The 18,990-nt window shown below is 62.6% G+C and carries 17 protein-coding genes; 5 read left to right on the top strand and 12 right to left on the bottom strand.

Annotated features, from left to right (window positions below):
* Window positions 1–22: 22 nt before the first annotated feature.
* Entirely contained in the window at window positions 23–1,009 is a 987-nt protein-coding gene (locus FHS64_RS02660) for an urea transporter (RefSeq protein WP_167175237.1), read from the top strand.
* Window positions 1,010–1,164: 155 nt separating this feature from the next.
* On the opposite strand, the gene exaC is transcribed toward FHS64_RS02660, so the two are convergent.
* Complete coding sequence (gene exaC / locus FHS64_RS02655; protein WP_167175234.1) at window positions 1,165–2,682, bottom strand: acetaldehyde dehydrogenase ExaC; 1,518 nt, start codon at window positions 2,680–2,682, stop codon at window positions 1,165–1,167.
* Between the two features lie 132 nt (window positions 2,683–2,814).
* Entirely contained in the window at window positions 2,815–3,798 is a 984-nt protein-coding gene (locus tag FHS64_RS02650; RefSeq protein ID WP_167175231.1) for a GAF domain-containing protein, read from the bottom strand.
* 239 nt (window positions 3,799–4,037) lie between these two features.
* Here FHS64_RS02650 and FHS64_RS02645 point away from each other — a divergent pair, with 239 nt between their 5' ends.
* From FHS64_RS02645 to FHS64_RS02635, 3 genes are all read left to right on the top strand, one after another.
* Window positions 4,038–4,769 (top strand): PepSY domain-containing protein, encoded by a 732-nt coding sequence (locus tag FHS64_RS02645; protein WP_167175228.1) that lies wholly within the window; start codon window positions 4,038–4,040, stop codon window positions 4,767–4,769.
* Between the two features lie 322 nt (window positions 4,770–5,091).
* On the top strand, window positions 5,092–5,709 hold the full coding sequence (locus FHS64_RS02640) for a glutathione S-transferase family protein (protein ID WP_167175226.1): 618 nt from the start codon (window positions 5,092–5,094) through the stop codon (window positions 5,707–5,709).
* Window positions 5,710–5,784: 75 nt separating this feature from the next.
* Window positions 5,785–7,305, top strand: a complete 1,521-nt coding sequence (locus FHS64_RS02635) for a VOC family protein (RefSeq protein WP_167175223.1) — start codon at window positions 5,785–5,787, stop codon at window positions 7,303–7,305.
* On the opposite strand, the gene FHS64_RS02630 is transcribed toward FHS64_RS02635, so the two are convergent.
* The 5 genes from FHS64_RS02630 to FHS64_RS02610 all read right to left on the bottom strand — a co-directional run bounded on the left by FHS64_RS02630 (window position 7,302) and on the right by FHS64_RS02610 (window position 10,810).
* Window positions 7,302–7,580 (bottom strand): HPr family phosphocarrier protein, encoded by a 279-nt coding sequence (locus FHS64_RS02630; protein WP_167175220.1) that lies wholly within the window; start codon window positions 7,578–7,580, stop codon window positions 7,302–7,304. The genes FHS64_RS02635 and FHS64_RS02630 overlap by 4 nt on opposite strands.
* Entirely contained in the window at window positions 7,577–7,981 is a 405-nt protein-coding gene (locus tag FHS64_RS02625; RefSeq protein ID WP_167175217.1) for a PTS sugar transporter subunit IIA, read from the bottom strand. The genes FHS64_RS02630 and FHS64_RS02625 overlap by 4 nt, the downstream gene beginning before the upstream one ends.
* A gap of 108 nt (window positions 7,982–8,089) precedes the next feature.
* Complete coding sequence (locus FHS64_RS02620) at window positions 8,090–8,521, bottom strand: HPr kinase/phosphorylase (protein WP_167175214.1); 432 nt, start codon at window positions 8,519–8,521, stop codon at window positions 8,090–8,092.
* On the bottom strand, window positions 8,518–10,131 hold the full coding sequence (locus FHS64_RS02615) for a sensor histidine kinase (protein ID WP_167175211.1): 1,614 nt from the start codon (window positions 10,129–10,131) through the stop codon (window positions 8,518–8,520). The genes FHS64_RS02620 and FHS64_RS02615 overlap by 4 nt, the downstream gene beginning before the upstream one ends.
* Window positions 10,100–10,810, bottom strand: a complete 711-nt coding sequence (locus FHS64_RS02610; RefSeq protein WP_167175208.1) for a response regulator transcription factor — start codon at window positions 10,808–10,810, stop codon at window positions 10,100–10,102. Before FHS64_RS02610 ends, FHS64_RS02615 begins: the two co-directional genes overlap by 32 nt.
* 207 nt (window positions 10,811–11,017) lie before the next feature.
* Here FHS64_RS02610 and FHS64_RS02605 point away from each other — a divergent pair, with 207 nt between their 5' ends.
* Window positions 11,018–12,730: a hypothetical protein gene (locus FHS64_RS02605; protein WP_167175206.1), complete on the top strand. Its 1,713-nt coding sequence runs from the start codon at window positions 11,018–11,020 to the stop codon at window positions 12,728–12,730.
* A 21-nt stretch (window positions 12,731–12,751) separates the two neighbouring features.
* Here FHS64_RS02605 and FHS64_RS02600 read toward each other — a convergent pair whose 3' ends face one another.
* The 5 genes from FHS64_RS02600 to obgE form a co-directional block, all read right to left on the bottom strand.
* Window positions 12,752–13,093 carry a TFIIB-type zinc ribbon-containing protein gene (locus FHS64_RS02600; protein WP_167175204.1) on the bottom strand — a complete coding sequence of 114 codons (342 nt, stop codon included), beginning with the start codon at window positions 13,091–13,093 and terminating at the stop codon, window positions 12,752–12,754.
* Between the two features lie 134 nt (window positions 13,094–13,227).
* On the bottom strand, window positions 13,228–14,451 hold the full coding sequence (locus FHS64_RS02595) for a BaiN/RdsA family NAD(P)/FAD-dependent oxidoreductase (RefSeq protein WP_167175201.1): 1,224 nt from the start codon (window positions 14,449–14,451) through the stop codon (window positions 13,228–13,230).
* 58 nt (window positions 14,452–14,509) lie between these two features.
* Window positions 14,510–14,824 (bottom strand): GNAT family N-acetyltransferase, encoded by a 315-nt coding sequence (locus FHS64_RS02590; RefSeq protein ID WP_167175198.1) that lies wholly within the window; start codon window positions 14,822–14,824, stop codon window positions 14,510–14,512.
* A 24-nt stretch (window positions 14,825–14,848) separates the two neighbouring features.
* Complete coding sequence (gene polA, locus FHS64_RS02585; protein WP_167175195.1) at window positions 14,849–17,776, bottom strand: DNA polymerase I; 2,928 nt, start codon at window positions 17,774–17,776, stop codon at window positions 14,849–14,851.
* Between the two features lie 105 nt (window positions 17,777–17,881).
* Entirely contained in the window at window positions 17,882–18,949 is a 1,068-nt protein-coding gene (gene obgE, locus FHS64_RS02580; protein ID WP_167175192.1) for a GTPase ObgE, read from the bottom strand.
* Window positions 18,950–18,990: the final 41 nt, after the last annotated feature.

Here is an 18,990-nt window from a genome sequence, read left to right as displayed (position 1 = left end):
CCGGATTGTCAGGAGTTAAGCCATGAAGCTGTCATCAACCGGACTGGTATGGGACGATACGGGTTCCGCCTCCGGCCCTGCCTTGCGGGCATTGGGTTTGGTCGACACGGTCCTGCGCGGCGTGGGACAGGTCATGCTGCAGAACAACAGCTATGCAGGCCTGCTGTTTCTCATCGGGGTTTTCTACAACTCGACCCTATTCGGTATCGGGGTTCTGGTCGGCACGCTGTCCAGCACGCTGACCGCCCGTCTGCTGGGGGCCGAACGCGCCCAGATCCGCGACGGCCTGTTCGGCTGTAACGGCGCGCTGGTGGCGGTCGGGATACTCTATTTCCTGCATCCGGGCGTTCTGACATGGGCCTGTGTGATCGTGGCCGCCGCCTGTTCCAGCGTACTGATGGCGGCGATGCTGAACATGATGCGGGTGTGGAAACTGCCGGTGCTGACGGCGCCGTTCGTGTTTACGACCCTGTGCGTGTTTCTGGCGACGGCGCGTTTCGGGCGTCTGCAATCCACCGAGCTTTTGCCCTCTGCAGGCCTGCCTCACGACGCAACGGTTGAAGGCTTCGTCACCGGCTCGACACTGGTCCACGGCCTGTTCAGTGGCGTGGCACAGGTCTTCTTTCAGGCCAGTCCGGTGACGGGGGCCCTGTTCCTTGCCGGCCTTCTGGTCAGCTCGCGCCTCGGCTTTGTCGCGGCCATGGCAGGATCACTGATCGGGGCCATGGTCGCATGGGGCATGGGCGCCGCCGAGGCCGCCATCTATTCGGGCGCGTTCGGTTTCAACAGCGTCTTGACCGCTATTGCCTTGGCCAGCGTATTCCTGCGCCCTAGCACAGCGTCCCTGGCCTATGCCGGTTTGGCCACCATGGTCACACCACTGGCCTATGCCGCAGTATCCGCCCTGCTGGAGCCTGTCGGCATGCCCGCCATGACCCTGCCTTTCGTGCTGGTGGTCTGGGTATTCGTTCTGGCCATACCGCTCTTCCCGCGTCTTAAGAGCGCCTAGGCGTACAAAAGAAAAAGGCGCGGACTAAAAGTCCGCGCCTGAGCCTGCGACCGTGGGGGGATCGGTCGGACAGTGTCTGTTCGGAAAGTGCAGTTGGTCTCAAACTTCCCTGAAGCCGCCGAGGGGGGAAGAGGCGGCCAACAGACAGCGGTCGGTCAGAAGAAGCCCAGCTTGTCGGGGCTGTAGCTGACCAGCAGGTTTTTGGTTTGCTGGTAGTGATCCAGCATCATGCGGTGGTTTTCGCGGCCAATGCCCGACTTCTTGTAACCGCCAAAGGCGGCATGGGCCGGATACTGGTGATAGCAGTTGGTCCAGACGCGACCGGCCTGAATGCCGCGACCGGCGCGGTAGGCGGTGTTCATGTCACGCGACCACACGCCTGCGCCCAGACCGTATTCGGTGTCATTGGCGATGGCGATGGCTTCTTCCAGCGTCTTGAAGGTGGTCACAGCCAGAACGGGGCCGAAGATTTCTTCCTGGAACACCCGCATGTCATTGGTGCCCTTGAAGATGGTCGGCTTGATGTAATAGCCGCCCGCCAGATCGTCCTTCAGCACGGCCTGTTCGCCGCCGGTCAGAACCTCGGCACCCTCGTCCTTACCGATTTGCAGATAGGACAGGATCTTCTTCAGTTGCTGGGCCGAAGCCTGTGCACCGACCTGGGTTTCGGGGTTCAGCGGGTCGCCCTGCTTGATGGCTTCGACGCGGGCAATCGCCTTTTCGATAAAGGCTTCATAGATGTCTTCGTGGATCAGGGCGCGGCTGGGGCAGGTGCAGATCTCGCCCTGATTGAGCGCGAACATGACAAAGCCTTCCAGCGCCTTGTCGAGGAAGGCGTCATCGGCATCCATCACATCCTTGAAGAAGATGTTCGGCGACTTGCCTCCCAGTTCCAGCGTCACCGGAATGATGTTCTGGGTCGCATATTCCATGATCTTCTGGCCGACCGCGGTCGAGCCGGTAAAGGCGATCTTGGCGATGCGCGGATTGGTGGCCAGCGGCTCGCCCACCTCGATGCCGGTGCCCGATACGATGTTCAGCACGCCCGCCGGAAGCAGGTCCTGAATGATCTCGACCAGCAACAGGATCGAGGCCGGTGTCTGCTCCGCAGGCTTCAGCACGATGCAGTTACCGGCGGCGAGGGCAGGGGCAATCTTCCACGTCGCCATCAGAATGGGGAAGTTCCACGGAATGATCTGGCCGACCACGCCCAGCGGCTCGTGGAAGTGGTAGGCCACGGTGTCGTTATCCAGCTGCGACAGGCCGCCTTCCTGCGCGCGGATGCATCCGGCGAAATAGCGGAAATGGTCAATCGCCAGCGGAATGTCGGCGGCCAGGGTTTCGCGCACCGGCTTGCCGTTGTCCCAGGTCTCGGCCTCGGCAATGGCTTGCAGGTTTTCTTCCATGCGGTCGGCGATGCGGTTCAGCATCAGGGCGCGCTGGGCGGGGCTGGTGGTGCCCCATGCATCCTTGGCGGCATGGGCGGCGTCCAGTGCCAGTTCCACATCGGCAGCGTCCGACAGGGCCACTTCACACAGCACGCGGCCGTTTACCGGCGAGGTATTCTCGAAATAGCGGCCATTGACGGGGGCGACCCACTCACCGCCGATGAAGTTGTCGTAGCGGGCCTTGTATTGCGGCGTCACGCTGCGGGTAAATTCGGATTTGGTCATCGAAATGGCCTCCTGCTGTTTCCTGTGCGCCGGTGGCTCGGCGTCGTTCAGGAGACGTTGGGACGACCGTGGGGGACTTGCCAGAGGGCGCACTCATGGTGCGGCGCACACCTGTCGCAGGATTGCGACAGGTCAGTGCAACTCGATCAGGCCCAGCTTGTGCAGCTTGCGATGAAGGGTGGCGCGACTGATGCCCAGCGCCCGCGCCGCCGCCGAGACATTGCCACCGGAACGGGCCAGCGCCCGCCGTACCGCCCCGCGCTCGGCCTCATGCAGATCGGTTTCGGTTTCGGCGTAGGGCGCTTGTGCTGGGGCCAAAAGATCAGCCGCCGGAAGCTGGGCGGCAATCCTCTCGTCGGTAATCAACAGCGACAGCCGCGCGGCCCGCGTTGCGCCGATAACCAGATCGTCGCGGTCCACCGCCAACAGTGCGGCGTGGTTGCGTTCGCTGGCATCACCGGCCAGCACAATACGCGCATCGCTGAAGGCCTGACGGAAGGTCTGGGCCTCGATGGCGCGAACCGCATCGGCCACAGCCGTTGAAATCAGACCGAGAATGCTTTCGGTGGCATCGGCGCGACAGGAAGAGACGTCCAGCGATCCCACCAGCCGCCCCAGATGGTCATGCACCGGATAGGTGACGCAGCTCAGTCCGGTATTGCGCGCATGGAAATGCTGGTCGCGGTGAATGGTGACGGGGCGATGCTCGGCCAGAGCCGTGCCAATGCCATTGGTGCCTTCGACCGCCTCGGACCATACCGCCCCCGGCCACAGGCCCCAGCGGTGGAAGGTCTGGTCATCGGCCACAGCGCCGCGCCGTTCAACCGGAATGCCGTCCGTATTGGTCAGCAGCACGCAACAGCCCACACCGCCGACGGCCTGAAACAGACGGTCCAGCACCCCTTCGGCGGCGCGCGTCACAGGCTCCATCGCCTGTTGCGCCTCGCGCAGTTGCAGGTCGGTAATGGTCTCGACCTGACGGTGCCGCATCGGGTCCAGCCCGTGAAGCGTGATGGAACGACGCCATGAAGCCGCCAGGGCCGAGCGGGCACCGGCGCTGTCGTCCAGTGCCTGACGGATCAGATTGCCATGGTCGTTACGTAAACGATCATTCACAGTCGGCCTCCAAGGCTGCGCCGATACGGATCAAACGCGTCTTGACGGGGGGCGTCAATACGGGGGCGTCAATGCGTCATCGCTGTCCCGCTCCAGTGGCGATAGATGGGGATGCGACCCGACCAATGCAAACGGGCCAGCCGCCTAACCGCTTCTTGGCGGGGCCGAGGGGAAGACCCCTGCTATGCGTATAGGGTTTCAGGGTGATAGAGGCGCATGAAAGCGCATCAGGGGGAAATATGAAGGTCCTGCGATACTCGACACAGATCCATAAATGGATCGGCCTTGTTGTGGGCGTGCAAGTTCTGTTCTGGGTGGCCGGTGGTGTGGTGATGACCGCCATCCCGATCGAGACGGTCCGCAGTGAGCATCGTTTGAAACCGGCCTCGCCTGTGGCCCTGCCTGTAGAACAGGTCCTGCCTCTGGCCGATGTGGTGCAGACCACAGGCATTGCCCCGGCGCGTGCCGAGCTTAAAGGCACACAACGCGGTCCCGCATGGGTTCTGACCCCGTCGGGCGCCGAGGCTGTGACCCTGAACGCCACCACGGGTCGGCCTTTTGCGGCGATGGATGCCAACGAAGTTTCGGCGCTGGCCATGGCTGCCTATCGGGGCACAGCGGCGGCGCAACCGCCGATCCTGCTGGATCAGGCCCCCAAGGAAACCGGCCGCGACGGGCCGATCTGGCGCGTGAATTTCAAGGATGCCGAGCGCACAACCTTCTATCTGTCCCCCCAGACCGGCGAGGTTGTGACGCGGCGTTCGGCGGTGTGGCGCTTCTATGATTTCTTCTGGCGGCTGCACATTCTCGACTTCAAGAATGGCGACAATTTCAACCACCCGCTGCTGGTCGGTCTGACAGTTCTGACGCTCAGTATTGTGGTGACCGGCTTTATCCTGTTGTGGATACGCCTGTCGCGCGACCTGAAAATGGCGCGCGCCGTCCGTGCCGCCCGCCGCAAGGCGGGCTAAGGGGCTAGGGCAGGGTCTGGACCGTTTCAGGAGGCTGTGACACCCAAGCCTCTCCCGCGGACGGGCCTGATAGTGAAAACCATGTCAGGCCTATCGCCGCTATGATCGCGGCAATGCTGAGAAACCGGATACGGGCCTGTTCGCGCAGGCATAAAGGGTCGTTCCGCATAGCCACCCCGATGGCTGTTGGTGAGCAATCCTGAGCCGAGGCTAGAACAGAAAGCTTGACCGTGAAACCTAGGATAAATGCTTAAGCTTGTACCCGTGCCGTTCGTGCCCATGTCCACTTGATCGCTTGCTGATTTTTGACGGAGCTGCCCCCTTGCCGACCCTGTATTACGCCGTAGGTGCCTGTTCGATGGCCCCGCATATTGTTCTGGAATGGATCGGTGCGCCCTTCGAGGCCGTCAAAGTCCAGTACGGCTCACCCGAGCTTCTGGCGGTCAATCCGGCGGGGGCTGTTCCGACCCTGCGCGAGGACGATGGCTGGCTGCTGACCCAGGCGGGGGCCATCCTCGACTATCTGTCGCAAAAACACCCCGAGGCCAATCTGTCGGGCGGCGACAGCCTGCGTCAAAAGGCCGAGAACCATCGCTGGTCGGCCTTCCTGACCTCGGACATGCACGCCGCCTTCTGGCCGGTCTTCATGCCGTATCGCTATACGACCGACGAGAGCGACGAAGCCCGCGCCAAGGTCGTCGCCGCCGGTCACGTTCTGGTCCACAAACAGTTCGCCACCCTCGACAAGCACCTTGAGGGCCGCGAATGGATTTTGGACGGCAAGTCGGTGATCGACGCCTATGCCTTCCCGATGATCCGCTGGGGCAAGAAGCTGCTGGAAGGCAACCTGACGCAATATCCGAACGTTCTGGCCCTGCACGACCGTCTGGCCGCCGATCCGGCTGTCCAGAAGGTTCTGGACCGCGAATCCGGCAACTAGGCCGTCTGAAAGCGTAAGCCTTTACAGCCCCGTCCGGTCACAGGCCGGACGGGGTTCCTGATCGAAAGATACCCGATGACGACCGGCATCCATCACGTCACCAGCATCACCGCCGATGTTCAGGCCAATGTGGATTTCTACATGGGGTTTCTGGGCCTGAACCTCGTCAAACAGACGGGCGGGTTCGAGGATGCCGAGCAACTTCACCTGTTCTATGGCGCACCCGACGGACGCCCCGGCACCCTCGTCAGCTTCATGGTGTGGGAGGCCACAGGCCGTGGCCGCACAGGGCTGGGTCAGGTGTCGGAAATCGCCTTTGCCGTACCGACCGACAGTCTGGGCGAATGGATGATGCGGGCCATCTCGGCCAATATTCCCGCCGAGGGCCCGATCAAGGAATTCGGCGAGCCGGTCCTGCGCCTGAAAGACCCTGACGGCCTGATTATCAAACTGGTGGCCAGCGAAGCGGCCTTAGGCTCCGGCTCGGTCACGGCACCTTGCTATATTCGCGGCGTGACCCTCCTCAGCGACCGCGCCGAGGAGACCAACCGCTTCCTTGGCCATTTCGGCTATAGTGTCTCCCGTACCGAAGACAGCGTCACCCGCCTGAAGTCGGACACCGATGTGGTGGATGTGCATAGCGTCACCGGCTTTGTGCCGTCGGTAAAGGGCGCAGGCGTGCCCGACCATGTGGCCTTCCGCGCCCCCGATATCGAGACGCTGAAAAACTTGCGCGAAACCCTCAGGGACCATGTCCCGACCATGGTGCGCGACCTGCAATATTTCAGCTCGTTCTATGTGCGCGACAGCAGCGGTCTGTCGATCGAGTGCGCCACAGACCTACCGGGTCTGACCGTCAACGAACCGGCAGACCAACTGGGCCAGTCTTTGCAATTCCCGCCCGAGGTGATGTTCTTTGTTGCCGACGATCTGAGGATCAAGCTGCCGCAGTTTTCGCGTCCGGGCGAAATGCGCGGCCCCAAGCGTGACCTGCCGTTCGTGCATCGCTTCTATTGGCCGGAAGATCCCGACGGCTCGACCATTGTCCTGCTGCATGGCCCTAGTGGCGACGAGGCCGAGCTGATGCCTTTGGCGCACCGGATCAATCCGCGTGCGGCGCTTCTGGGTGTGCGCGCCCGCGCCACCGAAGAAGGCAATCTGCGCTGGTTCCGCCGTGAGGGCGATGCTGTGTTCGACCAGAAGGACATCCGCGCGGAAGCTGCGGCCTTCAATGCCTTTCTGGCGGGGGCTATCCGTGGCTATGCGCTGGAGGCCGACACGCTGATGCTGCTGGGCTATTCCAACGGGGCCGACATGATCGGGGCGATGGCGCGTCTTTATCCGGACAGCGTCAAACAGGCGGTCATGCTGCGGCCTGCAAACGCCGTGACGGGCGAGGTCTCAACGGATACGGGCGAAGGCCGTCTGCTGCTGCTCTCGGGTGCCGATGACAATCTGGCCCCGCTCCAAAGCGCAGAGACACTCAAGGCGGCGTTGCAAGCGCACGGCCATCAGGTGGATCACCAGACCCTCAGCGCCGGTCACTGGATGGTCGATGCCGACGAGGCCGCCATCCGGGCGTGGCTGAACGCCTAGGCCTCTTCGTCGAAGCGGCGGGCGACGAGGTCCGACAGGGCCGTAACCGCCGCTGCGGCATCGCTGCCCTCGGCCTTGACCGCGATCGAGGAGCCGATACCGGCCCCCAGCATCAGCAAGCCCATGATCGAGCGGGCATCAACCGTGGTGCCGTCTTTGGAAACGTGGATTTGGGCCTCGAATTCCGAGGCGGTCTTTACGAACTTGGCCGAGGCGCGGGCATGCAGTCCGCGCTGGTTGCAGATCGCCATTTCGGCGTGGACGGCTTCGCTCATTTATCCCCTGCCAAAACCCATGACGCGACCGAGATATATTTGCGCCCCGCATCCTGCGCATGGGCCACACAGGCCTCAAGGCTCTCGCGACCGCGCACACTGGCCAGCTTGATCAGCATGGGCAGGTTCAGACCGGCAATCACCTCGGCCTTGGTCTGTTCCATGACCGAAATGGCCAGATTGGACGGGGTGCCGCCGAACATGTCGGTCAGCAGAATCACGCCATCGCCGTCATCGACCGCAGCCGAGGCGTCGAGGATGTCGCGCCGGCGGCGCTCCATGTCATCTTCGGGACCGATACAAATGGCCGCGACACCGCGCTGCGGGCCGACCACATGCTCCATCGCCGAGATGAATTCGGAGGCCAGACCTCCGTGGGTGACGATCACCAGACCGATCATAAATCTAAACCGAATGGCCCATATCTGCCGAACATCAACAAGAAGCGGTCAGGTTGAACCCTGTTAGACGCCCCTTGGTCCGATGTCTTAAGCCAAAGCCACAAAGGTTCAAAGGGCTTCCAGTGCACGGATGACCAAACTCGCCGCGCTGGCAGGGCGCGGATCAAGCTGTAACAGGGGCACATCCACCCCGCACAGCTTGAGACCTTGCGGTTCGGGCATACGCTCGGCGGCATGGTCGATCAGGTCGATAACCAGTGAAATAGAGGCTGTTTTCAACGGTGTGACCGGACGGATGCCCAGACCGCGCACCTCGATCAGGCCGGAAATCCTGGCCGGAGCCGTGGCATATAACCGGCCAGAACTTGTCCACAGGTGGACGTAATCATCCCCGATCAGACGCGCGCCTATGTCCATAAGTCGCAGGGCCAGATCGCTCTTTCCGGCCCCCGACGCCCCGCGGATCAGCACCCCGCGCCATGCACCGCACAGCCGCAGGGCGACCGCGCTGGCATGGACGGTGGGGGTGTCGGGGGTCATCCTGTCCGGCGCCCCGCCAGCGGCAGGCGCACAATAAAGCTGGCACCCTTCACCTGATCGCCTTCGCTACGGTTGATAGCGACAACCGTGCCTTCGTGCGCTTTCACGATCTGGCGCACAATCGACAGGCCAAGACCGGAATTGGTGCCAAAGGCCGTACCCTTGGGTCGCGAGGTATAGAAACGCTCGAACACGGTTTCCAGATTGTCGGGCGGAATACCCGGGCCATCATCCTCGACGCGCACACGCCAGAAGTCAGGACTGTCGTCCTTCTCCAGATAGACGCGCACCTCGGCTCCTTGCGGGCTGAACGAGCGGGCATTGTCGATCAGGTTGCGGAACACCTGACCCAGCGGCGTGTCGCGTCCCACCACCTGTGCGGGCATGGACAGGCTGTTGATCAGGCGCACCGGAATATCGCCTTCGCGCAGGCTGTTTTCATAGACGCCGATAATGTCCGACAGCAGCTCCCCAAGATCAATCGAACGTGGGCGGTCACGCGACAGCTCGGCATCCAGACGCGAGGCATTGGAAATGTCCGTAATCAGACGATCCAGACGGCGCACATCGTTTTGCAGCAAATTGGTCAGGCGCGCGCGCTGTTCCTCGGTCTTGACCAGAGGCAGGGTCTCCAGCGCCGAACGGATCGAGGTCAGCGGATTCTTGATCTCGTGCGAGACATCGGCAGCAAAGCGTTCGATGGCGTCCATACGCATGGACATGGTGTCGGTCATGCTCTCCAGCGCACGGGCCAGACCGCCGACCTCGTCCTTGCGGGCGGTCAGGTCGGGCAGGGAGATGGCGCGGGCGCGTTGCAGACGCACTTGGTCGGCGGCTGCCGACAGTCGCAATACGGGCCGCGCCACAAACAGATGCAGCACCAGCGACGCAAACAGGTTCACCCCCAGCGCCACAAAGGCAAACGGCATCAGGGCGCGGCGCTGGGCGGCCAGAATGGCGTTCACATCACCGGCTTCCAGTGTCAGTACGCCCAGAACCTGCTGGACGTGGCGCACGGGCAGGGACACGGACACCACGCGCTCGCCTTCTTCGTTGCGGCGGATATTCATCTGCGGCTGACCCTGCAGGGCCAGTTCGACCTCGGCCGCCAGTGCCGCATCGGCCTCGGAACGCGCTTGTTCGATTTCGGCTTCGGAAACGGGCGGTGGCGCGGTGGTGCCCGAGGGCAGGGCGGGCGGCAAAGGCTCGCCCGGAATATTGTCCGAGACGTTGTAGGAATCAGAGACCTGAATCCCGTCCACATCGAACAGTCGGGCGCGCTGCCCATAGGGAATGAAGTTGTCGCGCAGCCAGTAGGCGGCGGCGCGGTCGTCCAGCATGGGATAGGGGTCCCCCTGGGTAATACCCAGTTCACCCAGAACATTGGACAAAAGCTCGGCCTGCACCGACAGCGATTCCTGTCGGGCATTGATCAGGCCACGGCTCCACTCGTTCAGAGCCAGAGCCCCGCCGATCATAATCAGCAGACTTAGAAGGTTGAGAGCCAGCATAAAGCCGCCCAGTCGTGACCCGCCAAAACGAAATCGTCTGGCAGGCCGTCTGGGCGGCTTCTGGTTCTTAGGCTTCGCGGTAACGGTAGCCGACGCCATACAGTGTCTCGATCGCGTCGAATTCAGGGTCAACCATGCGGAACTTCTTGCGCATACGCTTTACGTGGCTGTCGATGGTGCGGTCATCGACATAAACCTGGTCGTCATAGGCCGCGTCCATCAGGTTGTCGCGGCTCTTCACGAAACCGGGGCGCTGGGCCAGAGCCTGAAGCAGCAGGAACTCGGTGACGGTCAGTTTGACCGGCTTGCCTTCCCACGTGCATTCGTGGCGGGCCGGATCCATCGACAACGGGCCGCGCTTGATGGCCTTGTTGGCATCGGCATTGGCCGCGTTTTCGGTCAGGTCGATACCCTCGACACCGGCACGGCGCAGCAGCGCCTTTACGCGTTCCAGCAGCAGGCGCTGGCTGAACGGTTTGTGCATATAGTCGTCGGCACCAAGGTTGAAGCCGAGGATTTCGTCGATTTCCTCGTCCTTGGAGGTCAGCATAATGACCGGCAGGTTCGAGGTCTGGCGCAGACGGCGCAGCACTTCCATGCCGTCCATACGCGGCATCTTCACATCGAGGATGGCCAGATCCGGCGGGCTATTTTCCAGAGCCTCAAGGCCCGAGGCACCGTCATGATAGGCGGTGACCGTGTGGCCATGGCTTTCCAGCGCCAGGGAAACGGACGCGACGATATTCTCGTCGTCATCGACCAGGGTGATGTTAGCCAAGGGCTTCTCCTTGCGAACGAACGCGAACGGTGTTGCCGACACAACGCACGGCGAGCGGTACAGTTTCGGTATGATTAAGGCAGATTAGGGCCTTAGGAAATGGGAAGTTGTAACTTTCGCTGCAAGTGCTGCCTGTGACGATAAGTTGAAACCCTGCCTTAAACTCCTTGAGCGATAACAGACGACTGATAGCTTGGCGGGAAATCTATGGCGGGGCCCATTCACTACGAAATCTACGTTCGCAAGCACGCGAACTCAGAATGGGCTTTGCTGATGGCCCATGAGGACCGTCGGCACAGCATCGACACGGCCGAAGAAATCATCCGAGACAAGATCGCGGCGGCGGTCAAGGTGACCAAGGAAACGCTCAATCCGGTCACGATGGAGTTTTCCAGCATCAGCGTGCTGCGCCTCGGCGCACCCGATCCGGTGCGTAAAAAAGCCAAGGTCGATACGCCCACCGGTCCCGCCTGTCGCTCGCCTGCCGAACTTTACACCGTCCATGCCCGCGAAAGTCTGGGCACGATTCTAGAGGACTGGTTGCGCCGTCAGGGGGCAACGGCGTTCGAGCTTCTACATTCGCCGGTACTGGCCGAACGGCTGGACGCGGCAGGGGTCGAGGTCCAGCACGCGATCCAGAAGGTTGCCGTCCCCGAGGCACAGGCCACCGGTCAGGACCTGCACGCTCTCTTGCGCCTTTATCAAAAACTGTCGGATCAGACGGTCGAGCAGATTATCAAGGCGGGCCGGCGCGGCGAGTTTATGGATCCGGCGGTCATACCGGTCGCCAAAATTGCCGAAAACCTGCAAGGTGATAGCGACCGCGCCTTCAAGATGGGCGGCACGATTGCCCATGCGCTGACCGGCCTGCGCGGGTCGCGCGCGCGCCTGTCGGCTCTGCTGGACCTGTGCGATCAGGCCCCGCAGGCAGGCGCACTTCGCGCCATGGTCATGGTGCCGATCGAACAGATTTTGTGCGAGATGCTGGCGGGCAGCTGGAACCTGCCGGACCTGTTCGGCCCGGCTCTGGATCAGGGCTCGACGCTAGCGGCGGTGGTACGGATGGTGGCCCCGCGCGAGGTGGCTGCGATTGTGGCGCACGATCCGCGTCTGGCCATGATGGTGCCGCCGGTCGAGGGCCCTGCGGCCCGCCTTGGCGAGCGTCTGGCCGTGGGCGAGTTCCCGCTAGTGGCGGCGGCACTGGCCAAGATGGTGCTGCGCGAACTGACCAGTCCGCGCCGCCTGCGTCCCGGCGATGCCGAGGGCGAGATCAATATCCTGCGGGCGCTGGCCACGTCGCTGACGGCCACGGCAGGACGACTTCTGACGCTCGAAGAGGTGCAAAACGCCTTTATCGAACGCTCGCGCCTGCTGGTAACGGCTGATTTCGTGGCCGCCTATGTGCGCGGTTGCCACACGGTTCTGGAAGAGGCCGAGCGTCTGGCGCGGCTCAGCGACAATGTGACTGGCGGGGCCAGCAAACGCGCCGCCGCCCGCTGGCTGGAGGCCTGTGTGTTGTCGCTGCGTTTCGAGGCCGAGCTTTGCGCCACCACCCCGCCACCCTTGCATCGCCTGATGGCCCTGCGCCGTCTGCAACGCTCTATCGAAGGGGCGGGGCTGGAGGGCAAGAGTGCTGAAAACACCACTGAAACCCTTGGCCGTATCGGCACCAAGATCGCCGAGGAAACACGCCTGATCGCGCAGATCGCCAAGGCCTCGGCGCCGCTCCAGCAAAAACTGACGATACTGTTGCGGCTGGCCACGGCAGAAGCGGCACCGGTGGGCAAGGTCAACGAGATGGCCCGCGCGGAGGCTATGCGCCTGATACGCCTGCCCGAAACACGCCAGTTCCTACAGACCTCGCCCGAGGTTCTGGCGTCGCTCAGGCCGATGATGAAGGCCGCCGGACTGGCGGGTTAAGCCTGTCCAGCGGCTCTTGGATCAGTCGAAAATGTCGAAGATATCGAGGCGCTTTTTCTTTTTGTAATAGCGCTCGTCTTCCTTGTGACGACGATAGTCGTCCTCGCGGCTGCGATAGGGCGCTTGCTGGGGCTGTTGGCCCCATGGCGACGGCTGATGGTGCTGTTGTTGTGGCGGCGGCGCTTGCGGGGCAGGGGCCGCCACCGAGGCACGACCGTCCTGGGTCGCACCTTCCATCAGTTTTTCCAGCTCGCCGCGATCCAGCCACACGCCGCGACAGGTCGGGCACATGTCGAACTGCACGCCATTGCGATCCAGCGTCTGCATGGGGGCATTGTCATTGGGACACATCAGAAGAGGCATAGTGATCCTTTCGCCTTCTTGCGGGCCGACATCATCCGGCACCTGCCGGACCAGAGGGGCCCGTCCCGCATTTTCGAGCTAGGAAGTCTGCCGCGACAACGCAACGTGCCCGCATGTCGCAGGAGGCAAAATATTCAGCAGTGCTGGCCGCACGCCCAGCCCGATGACCATGCCCACTGGAAATTATAGCCGCCCAGCCAGCCGGTAATGTCCACGGCCTCGCCGATAAAGAACAGACCGGCGACCGTCTTGGCCTCCATGGTCTGCTGGTCCAGCTGCATCGTATCCACGCCGCCCACGGTCACTTCGGCGGTGCGATACCCTTCGGACCCGACCGGCTTCACGCTCCACGCATTCGCGCTTTCGGCCAGCAGGCGCAGCTTCTTGTCGCCCTGTTCGGCCAGCTTGCCCTTCAGGCCCGCCCGCTCGCACAGCACCTCGGCCAGTCGGCGCGGCACAATATGGCCCAGCGCCGTATGTACCATCTGCTTGCCGTTCTCGTTCTTGGCTTCCAGCAGCAGGGCCGCCACATCCTTGTCGGGGGCCATGTCCACAGTGATGGCCTCGCCCTCGCGCCAATAGGAACTGATCTGCAGGATCGACGGGCCGGAAAGACCACGGTGGGTAAACAGCATCCCCTCGCGGAACTCGGTCGGCTTGGCGGGCCGCTTGGGATCGGCATCCTTGGGGACTTTGTGGCGCACCACAGCATCCAGCGACACCCCCGCCAGCGGCTTCAGGCTTTCCAGCAGGGTCGGCTCAAACGTCAGCGGCACCAAGCCCGGACGGGTATCGGTCACACGCAAGCCGAACTGTTTGGCCACATCATAGGCCCAGCCTGTGGCCCCCATTTTCGGGATCGACTTGGCACCCGTGGCGATCACCACAGAGGTGGCCTGAACGCGCGATCCATCATCCAGATCGACCGTATAGAGACTGCCGTCATGGCTTAGGGATTTGACCCCGAGGTTTAGAGACAGGGTAACCCCAGCACGCGCCATCTCGTCGGTCAGCATCTTGATAATGTCCTTGGCGCTGTCGTCACAGAACAACTGGCCAAGGGTCTTTTCGTGATAGGCGATGCGGTGGCGCTCGACCATCTTGATGAAGTCGTGCTGCGTAAACCGCTTCAGTGCCGACAGGGCAAAGCGCGAATTTTCACCCAGATAAGCCGCCGGATGGATGCCCGTATTGGTGAAGTTGCAACGCCCGCCGCCCGAGATGCGGATCTTTTCACCGGGCGCGCGCGCATGGTCAATCACGCGCACGCGGCGTCCGCGCTTGCCCGCTTCGATCGCGCACATCATGCCGGCAGCACCGGCTCCGACAATCAGGACATCAAGGGTCTGGAGTTTCATCAGCAGGCCCTAGCAGGACGGGGCGCAAAAACGAACCCCGCCCTTTAGGGGGTCCGGCCTATTTCAGGCCCAGAACGATCTTGTAGCCGTCCTGCACCAGATCACCATATTCCTCGGGGTGCTTCTGGATGTAACCGGCAAAGAAGGTGCAGGTCGGCAGGATTTTCAAACCCTTGTCGCGGATGTCCTGCAACACATGCTTGGCCAGACGCGAGGCAATACCTCGACCACCCAGCTCTTCCGGAACCAGCGTCTTGGAGACCAGACGGCCCCCTTCGACATTGTTGTATTCCACATAGGCCACATGCCCATCGACATGCAGTTCGTAACGACGCTCGGCTTCGAGGTCTTTGATTTCGGGATCAAGCGACATGGGTGTTCCTTTGAGGGGAGGGGATCAGTGCGCCTGATCCCAGTTGGCGGCGGCCTTGGCTTCGACTTCGATGGGAACGCTGAGGGCGACGACAGGTTCAGCGGCCTTTTCCATCACCGACTTGATGATCTTCAGGGCGCGCTCGGCCTCGGCTTCCGGTGCTTCAAACACCAGTTCATCGTGGACCTGTAAAAGCATGCGGGTTTGCAGACCCGCATCCTTCAGGGCATCGGGCATACGGATCATGGCGCGGCGGATGATGTCGGCGGCGGCCCCTTGGATGGGCGCGTTGATGGCGGCCCGCTCGCCGAACTGGCGCTCGGCCCCCGACTTGGAATGGATGGCCGGAATATGGATGCGGCGACCGAAGATTGTCGAGACATAGCCGTCGCGTTTCACCGTCTCCTTGATGCGGTCCATATAGTCGCGGATGCCGGGGAAGCGTTCGAAATAGGTGCGGATATAGGCCGCGGCCTCGCCCTGCTCGATGCCCAGCTGGTTGGCCAGACCAAAGGCCGAAATGCCATAGACGATGCCGAAATTGATCGCCTTGGCGCGGCGGCGCGTCTCGGATGGCATGCCCTCTACCGGCACACCGAACATTTCCGATGCGGTGGCCGCGTGAATATCCAGCCCCGCCTTAAAGGCACGCTTCAGCTCGGGAATGTCGCCGATATGGGCCAGCAGGCGCAGCTCGATCTGGCTGTAGTCGGCAGAGATCAGCACATGGCCGTCACGCGCGATAAAGGCCTGACGGATTTCGCGCCCCGTTTCGGTGCGGATCGGGATGTTCTGAAGGTTCGGATCACTGGAGGCCAGACGCCCCGTCGAGGCCGCCGCCAACTGATAGGAGGTGTGAACGCGCTCGGTCTTGGGGTCCATCGCCTCCAGCAGGGCGTCCGTATAGGTACTCTTCAGCTTGGCCAACTGGCGCCAGTCGAGGATGGCGCGCGGCAGGTCATGCGTCAGGGCGAGGTCTTCCAGCACCGAGGCATCGGTGCCCCATTGGCCGGAGGCGGTCTTCTTGCCGCCGGGCAGGTTCATCTCACCAAACAGGATCTCGCCGATCTGTTTGGGGCTGGCGATATTGAACGGGCGACCCGCAATCTCGTGGGCCTTCTTTTCCAGCTCGTCCATCCGCAGACCAAAGCTTGAGGACAGGCGACGCAACAGGTTCGGATCAATGCGGATACCGGCCAGTTCCATATCGGCCAGAACCGACGGCATCGGGCGTTCCAGCGTCTCATAGACATTGAGCAGGCCCTGTTCGGCCAATTGCGGTTTCAGAAGCTGCCACAGCCGCAAGGTCACATCGGCGTCCTCGGCGGCATATTCGGTCGCGGGGGCCAGTTCGACATGCTTGAACGACTTGGCGCTCTTGCCGGTGCCGGTCACCTGTTTGAACGGGATCGGTTCGTGGTCGAAATGACGACGCGCCTGCTCGTCCATGCCGTGCGCGTGCAGACCGCCGCCCAGCACATAGGAGATCAGCATGGTGTCGTCGTGCGGGGTAATCTCGATGCCCTGACGGCGCATGACGGCCATGTCGTATTTGCCGTTCTGCATCACCTTCAGAACGCTTGGGTCTTCCAGCAAGGCCTTCAGGCGCGGCAGGGCCTCGGCTAGCGCAACCTGTTGCGGCGCCGCATCGGCTCCACCGCCGAAATCGAGGCCACCGCCAAAGTCCAGACCGCCCGATCCGGCCTCCGGCATGTTTTCATGGGCCAGCGGCACATAGCAGGCCTGATTGGGACCCACCGCCAGCGACAGGCCGACCAGACCGCTATGGGTGGCCGACAGGGCGTCCGTTTCGGTATCGAACCCGACCACGCCCGTGGCCTTGGCGCGGGCAATCCATTGGTCCAGTGCCTCCAAGGTCGTCACGCACTCATAGATGCTGCGATCAAAACTCTGCGGGCCGGAAACGGGGGCAGGGGTGTCGGTCCCGCCATAGCGCGGCGTGGCAACCGGCGCGCCCATCGGCGCGGCGCGCTTGGGCGCAAAGGCCGAGGTGCCGTTGGCGGTCGCCTTACCGTCACCCACGCGACGCGCCAGCGTGCGGAACTCCATCATCTCGAGGAACTCACCCAGCACCGCAGGGTCGGGATCACGCAAAGCAAAGTCCGAAACCGGTTCCGGCGCAGGTGCATCACAGGTCAGCTTGACCAGTTCGCGCGACATGCGGATTTGATCGGCGAAATTGATCAGTGTTTCGCGGCGCTTGGGCTGTTTGATCTCGCCCGCGCGTTCCAGCAGCGTATCGAGGTCGCCATATTCACCGATCAACTGGGCGGCCGTCTTGGGGCCGATACCGGGCGCACCGGGGACGTTATCGACACTGTCGCCGATCAGGGCCTGCACATCGACCACGCGGTCGGGCGCGACGCCGAACTTTTCCATCACGGCGTCTTCGGCCAGCACGCGATCCTTCATCGGATCATACATGACCACGCCGTCACCGATCAGCTGCATCAGGTCCTTGTCGGACGACACGATCACGACCTCGCCACCGGCATCGCGCACCTTGCAGGCATAGGTGGCGATCAGGTCGTCGGCCTCGAAACCGGGCAGTTCGACACCGGCCACGCCAAAGGCCTTGGTGGCCTCGCGCACCAGCGGGAATTGCGGCACCAGATCTTCGGGCGCAGGCGGGCGGTTGGCCTTGTACTGGTCGTACAGCGTGTTGCGGAAGGTCTTTTCCGAATGGTCGAACACGGCGACCAGATGGGTCGGGCCATCGGCGCTCTTGGTGTCCTGCAACAGCTTCCACAGCATGTTGCAATAGCCTTGAACCGCCCCCACGGGCAGGCCGTCCGACTTGCGTGTCAGCGGCGGCAGGGCGTGATAGGCGCGGAAAATATAGGCCGAGGCATCGATCATCCACAGCCGCACGGGCTTGTCCGTGGCGGGGGCGTCGGTTGCGGCGGGGGTGTCGTGGGGCGCTTCGGTCATGGGGCGAACATAGGCGCGCTTTGAGGCGGCGTCATCCGGTCAAAACAAACCCCGTCCCGCTTTTGGCGGAACGGGGTTTGAAAAGCTTGCATAGACGCGATGCGCTTACATCGGCGACCAGCCACCGGGGGTTTCAAAGACGGTATCGTCTTCCTCCTCGGCCACCACATGGCGATCACCACGCAGTTTGCGCACCTCGGCATAGGCGGCGCGCAGCAACTCGGTCACGCCTTCACCCGAAACACCCGACACCAGCATCGGACGACGACCGGCGGCGGCCTCAAGGGCATCGGCCTTCTCGATGCGCTCTTCTTCCGACAGCGAGTCGATCTTGTTCAGGGCCAAAATCTCGGCCTTTTCCGCCAGACCGTCGCCATAGGCTTCCAGCTCGCCACGGATGATACGATAGGCATCCACCACATCGTCCTGCGTGCCATCGATCAGATGGATCAGGCTGGCCGAGCGCTCGACGTGGCCTAGGAAGCGCGTGCCAAGGCCCGCGCCTTCGCTGGCCCCTTCGATCAGGCCGGGAATATCGGCAATGACGAAGCGTTCGGTCGATGACAGATCCACCACGCCAAGGTTCGGCACCAGCGTCGTAAACGGATAGTCCGCCACCTTGGGCTTGGCCGCAGAAACCGCCGACAGGAAGGTGGACTTGCCCGCATTGGGCAGACCCGCCAGACCGATATCGGCAATCAGCTTCAGGCGCAGCCAGATCCAGCGTTCCTGACCTTCCTGACCGGGATTGGCGTGGGTCGGGGCCTGGTTGACCGGCCCTTTAAAGCGGGTATTACCCCAGCCGCCATTACCGCCTGCCAGCAGTTTCACGCGCTTTCCGGCGCGATCCATGTCCAGCAGCACGGTCTCCTTGTCCTCGTCCAGCACCTGTGTGCCGACCGGAACGCGCAGGACGATATCCTCGCCCTTGCCGCCGTGCATCTGGCGACCCTGACCGTGATGGCCGGTCTGGGCTTTGAAATGCTGCTGGTAGCGATAGTCGATCAGGGTGTTCAGGCCGTCAGCGGCCTCGACCCAGATGTCGCCACCCTTGCCGCCGTCACCGCCGTCGGGACCGCCATTGGGAATAAATTTCTCGCGTCGGAACGACACGGAGCCTGCGCCGCCGTTACCGGAGCGGATGTAAATCTTGGCCTGATCGAGGAACTTCATGTGTGCCTTATGGCTGAACTCCGTGGCTTTTTACAGGTCAC

Origin of the sequence: Brevundimonas terrae, assembly GCF_011761985.1 — a bacterium.
Lineage (GTDB): Bacteria > Pseudomonadota > Alphaproteobacteria > Caulobacterales > Caulobacteraceae > Brevundimonas > Brevundimonas terrae.
Note: the sequence above shows the minus strand (reverse complement) of the source record. Positions and strands in the feature narration are given on the sequence as shown.

What these genes read in the sequence shown, in the direction of transcription:
- FHS64_RS02660 (WP_167175237.1), top strand. Translation starts at nt 23, where the DNA reads ATGAAGCTGTCATCAACCGGACTGGTATGGGACGATACGGGTTCCGCC.
- exaC (WP_167175234.1), bottom strand. Translation starts at nt 2,682, where the DNA reads ATGACCAAATCCGAATTTACCCGCAGCGTGACGCCGCAATACAAGGCC.
- FHS64_RS02645 (WP_167175228.1), top strand. Translation starts at nt 4,038, where the DNA reads ATGAAGGTCCTGCGATACTCGACACAGATCCATAAATGGATCGGCCTT.
- FHS64_RS02635 (WP_167175223.1), top strand. Translation starts at nt 5,785, where the DNA reads ATGACGACCGGCATCCATCACGTCACCAGCATCACCGCCGATGTTCAG.
- FHS64_RS02630 (WP_167175220.1), bottom strand. Translation starts at nt 7,580, where the DNA reads ATGAGCGAAGCCGTCCACGCCGAAATGGCGATCTGCAACCAGCGCGGA.
- FHS64_RS02625 (WP_167175217.1), bottom strand. Translation starts at nt 7,981, where the DNA reads ATGATCGGTCTGGTGATCGTCACCCACGGAGGTCTGGCCTCCGAATTC.
- FHS64_RS02620 (WP_167175214.1), bottom strand. Translation starts at nt 8,521, where the DNA reads ATGACCCCCGACACCCCCACCGTCCATGCCAGCGCGGTCGCCCTGCGG.
- FHS64_RS02615 (WP_167175211.1), bottom strand. Translation starts at nt 10,131, where the DNA reads ATGGCGTCGGCTACCGTTACCGCGAAGCCTAAGAACCAGAAGCCGCCC.
- FHS64_RS02605 (WP_167175206.1), top strand. Translation starts at nt 11,018, where the DNA reads ATGGCGGGGCCCATTCACTACGAAATCTACGTTCGCAAGCACGCGAAC.
- FHS64_RS02600 (WP_167175204.1), bottom strand. Translation starts at nt 13,093, where the DNA reads ATGCCTCTTCTGATGTGTCCCAATGACAATGCCCCCATGCAGACGCTG.
- FHS64_RS02595 (WP_167175201.1), bottom strand. Translation starts at nt 14,451, where the DNA reads ATGAAACTCCAGACCCTTGATGTCCTGATTGTCGGAGCCGGTGCTGCC.
- FHS64_RS02590 (WP_167175198.1), bottom strand. Translation starts at nt 14,824, where the DNA reads ATGTCGCTTGATCCCGAAATCAAAGACCTCGAAGCCGAGCGTCGTTAC.
- polA (WP_167175195.1), bottom strand. Translation starts at nt 17,776, where the DNA reads ATGACCGAAGCGCCCCACGACACCCCCGCCGCAACCGACGCCCCCGCC.
- obgE (WP_167175192.1), bottom strand. Translation starts at nt 18,949, where the DNA reads ATGAAGTTCCTCGATCAGGCCAAGATTTACATCCGCTCCGGTAACGGC.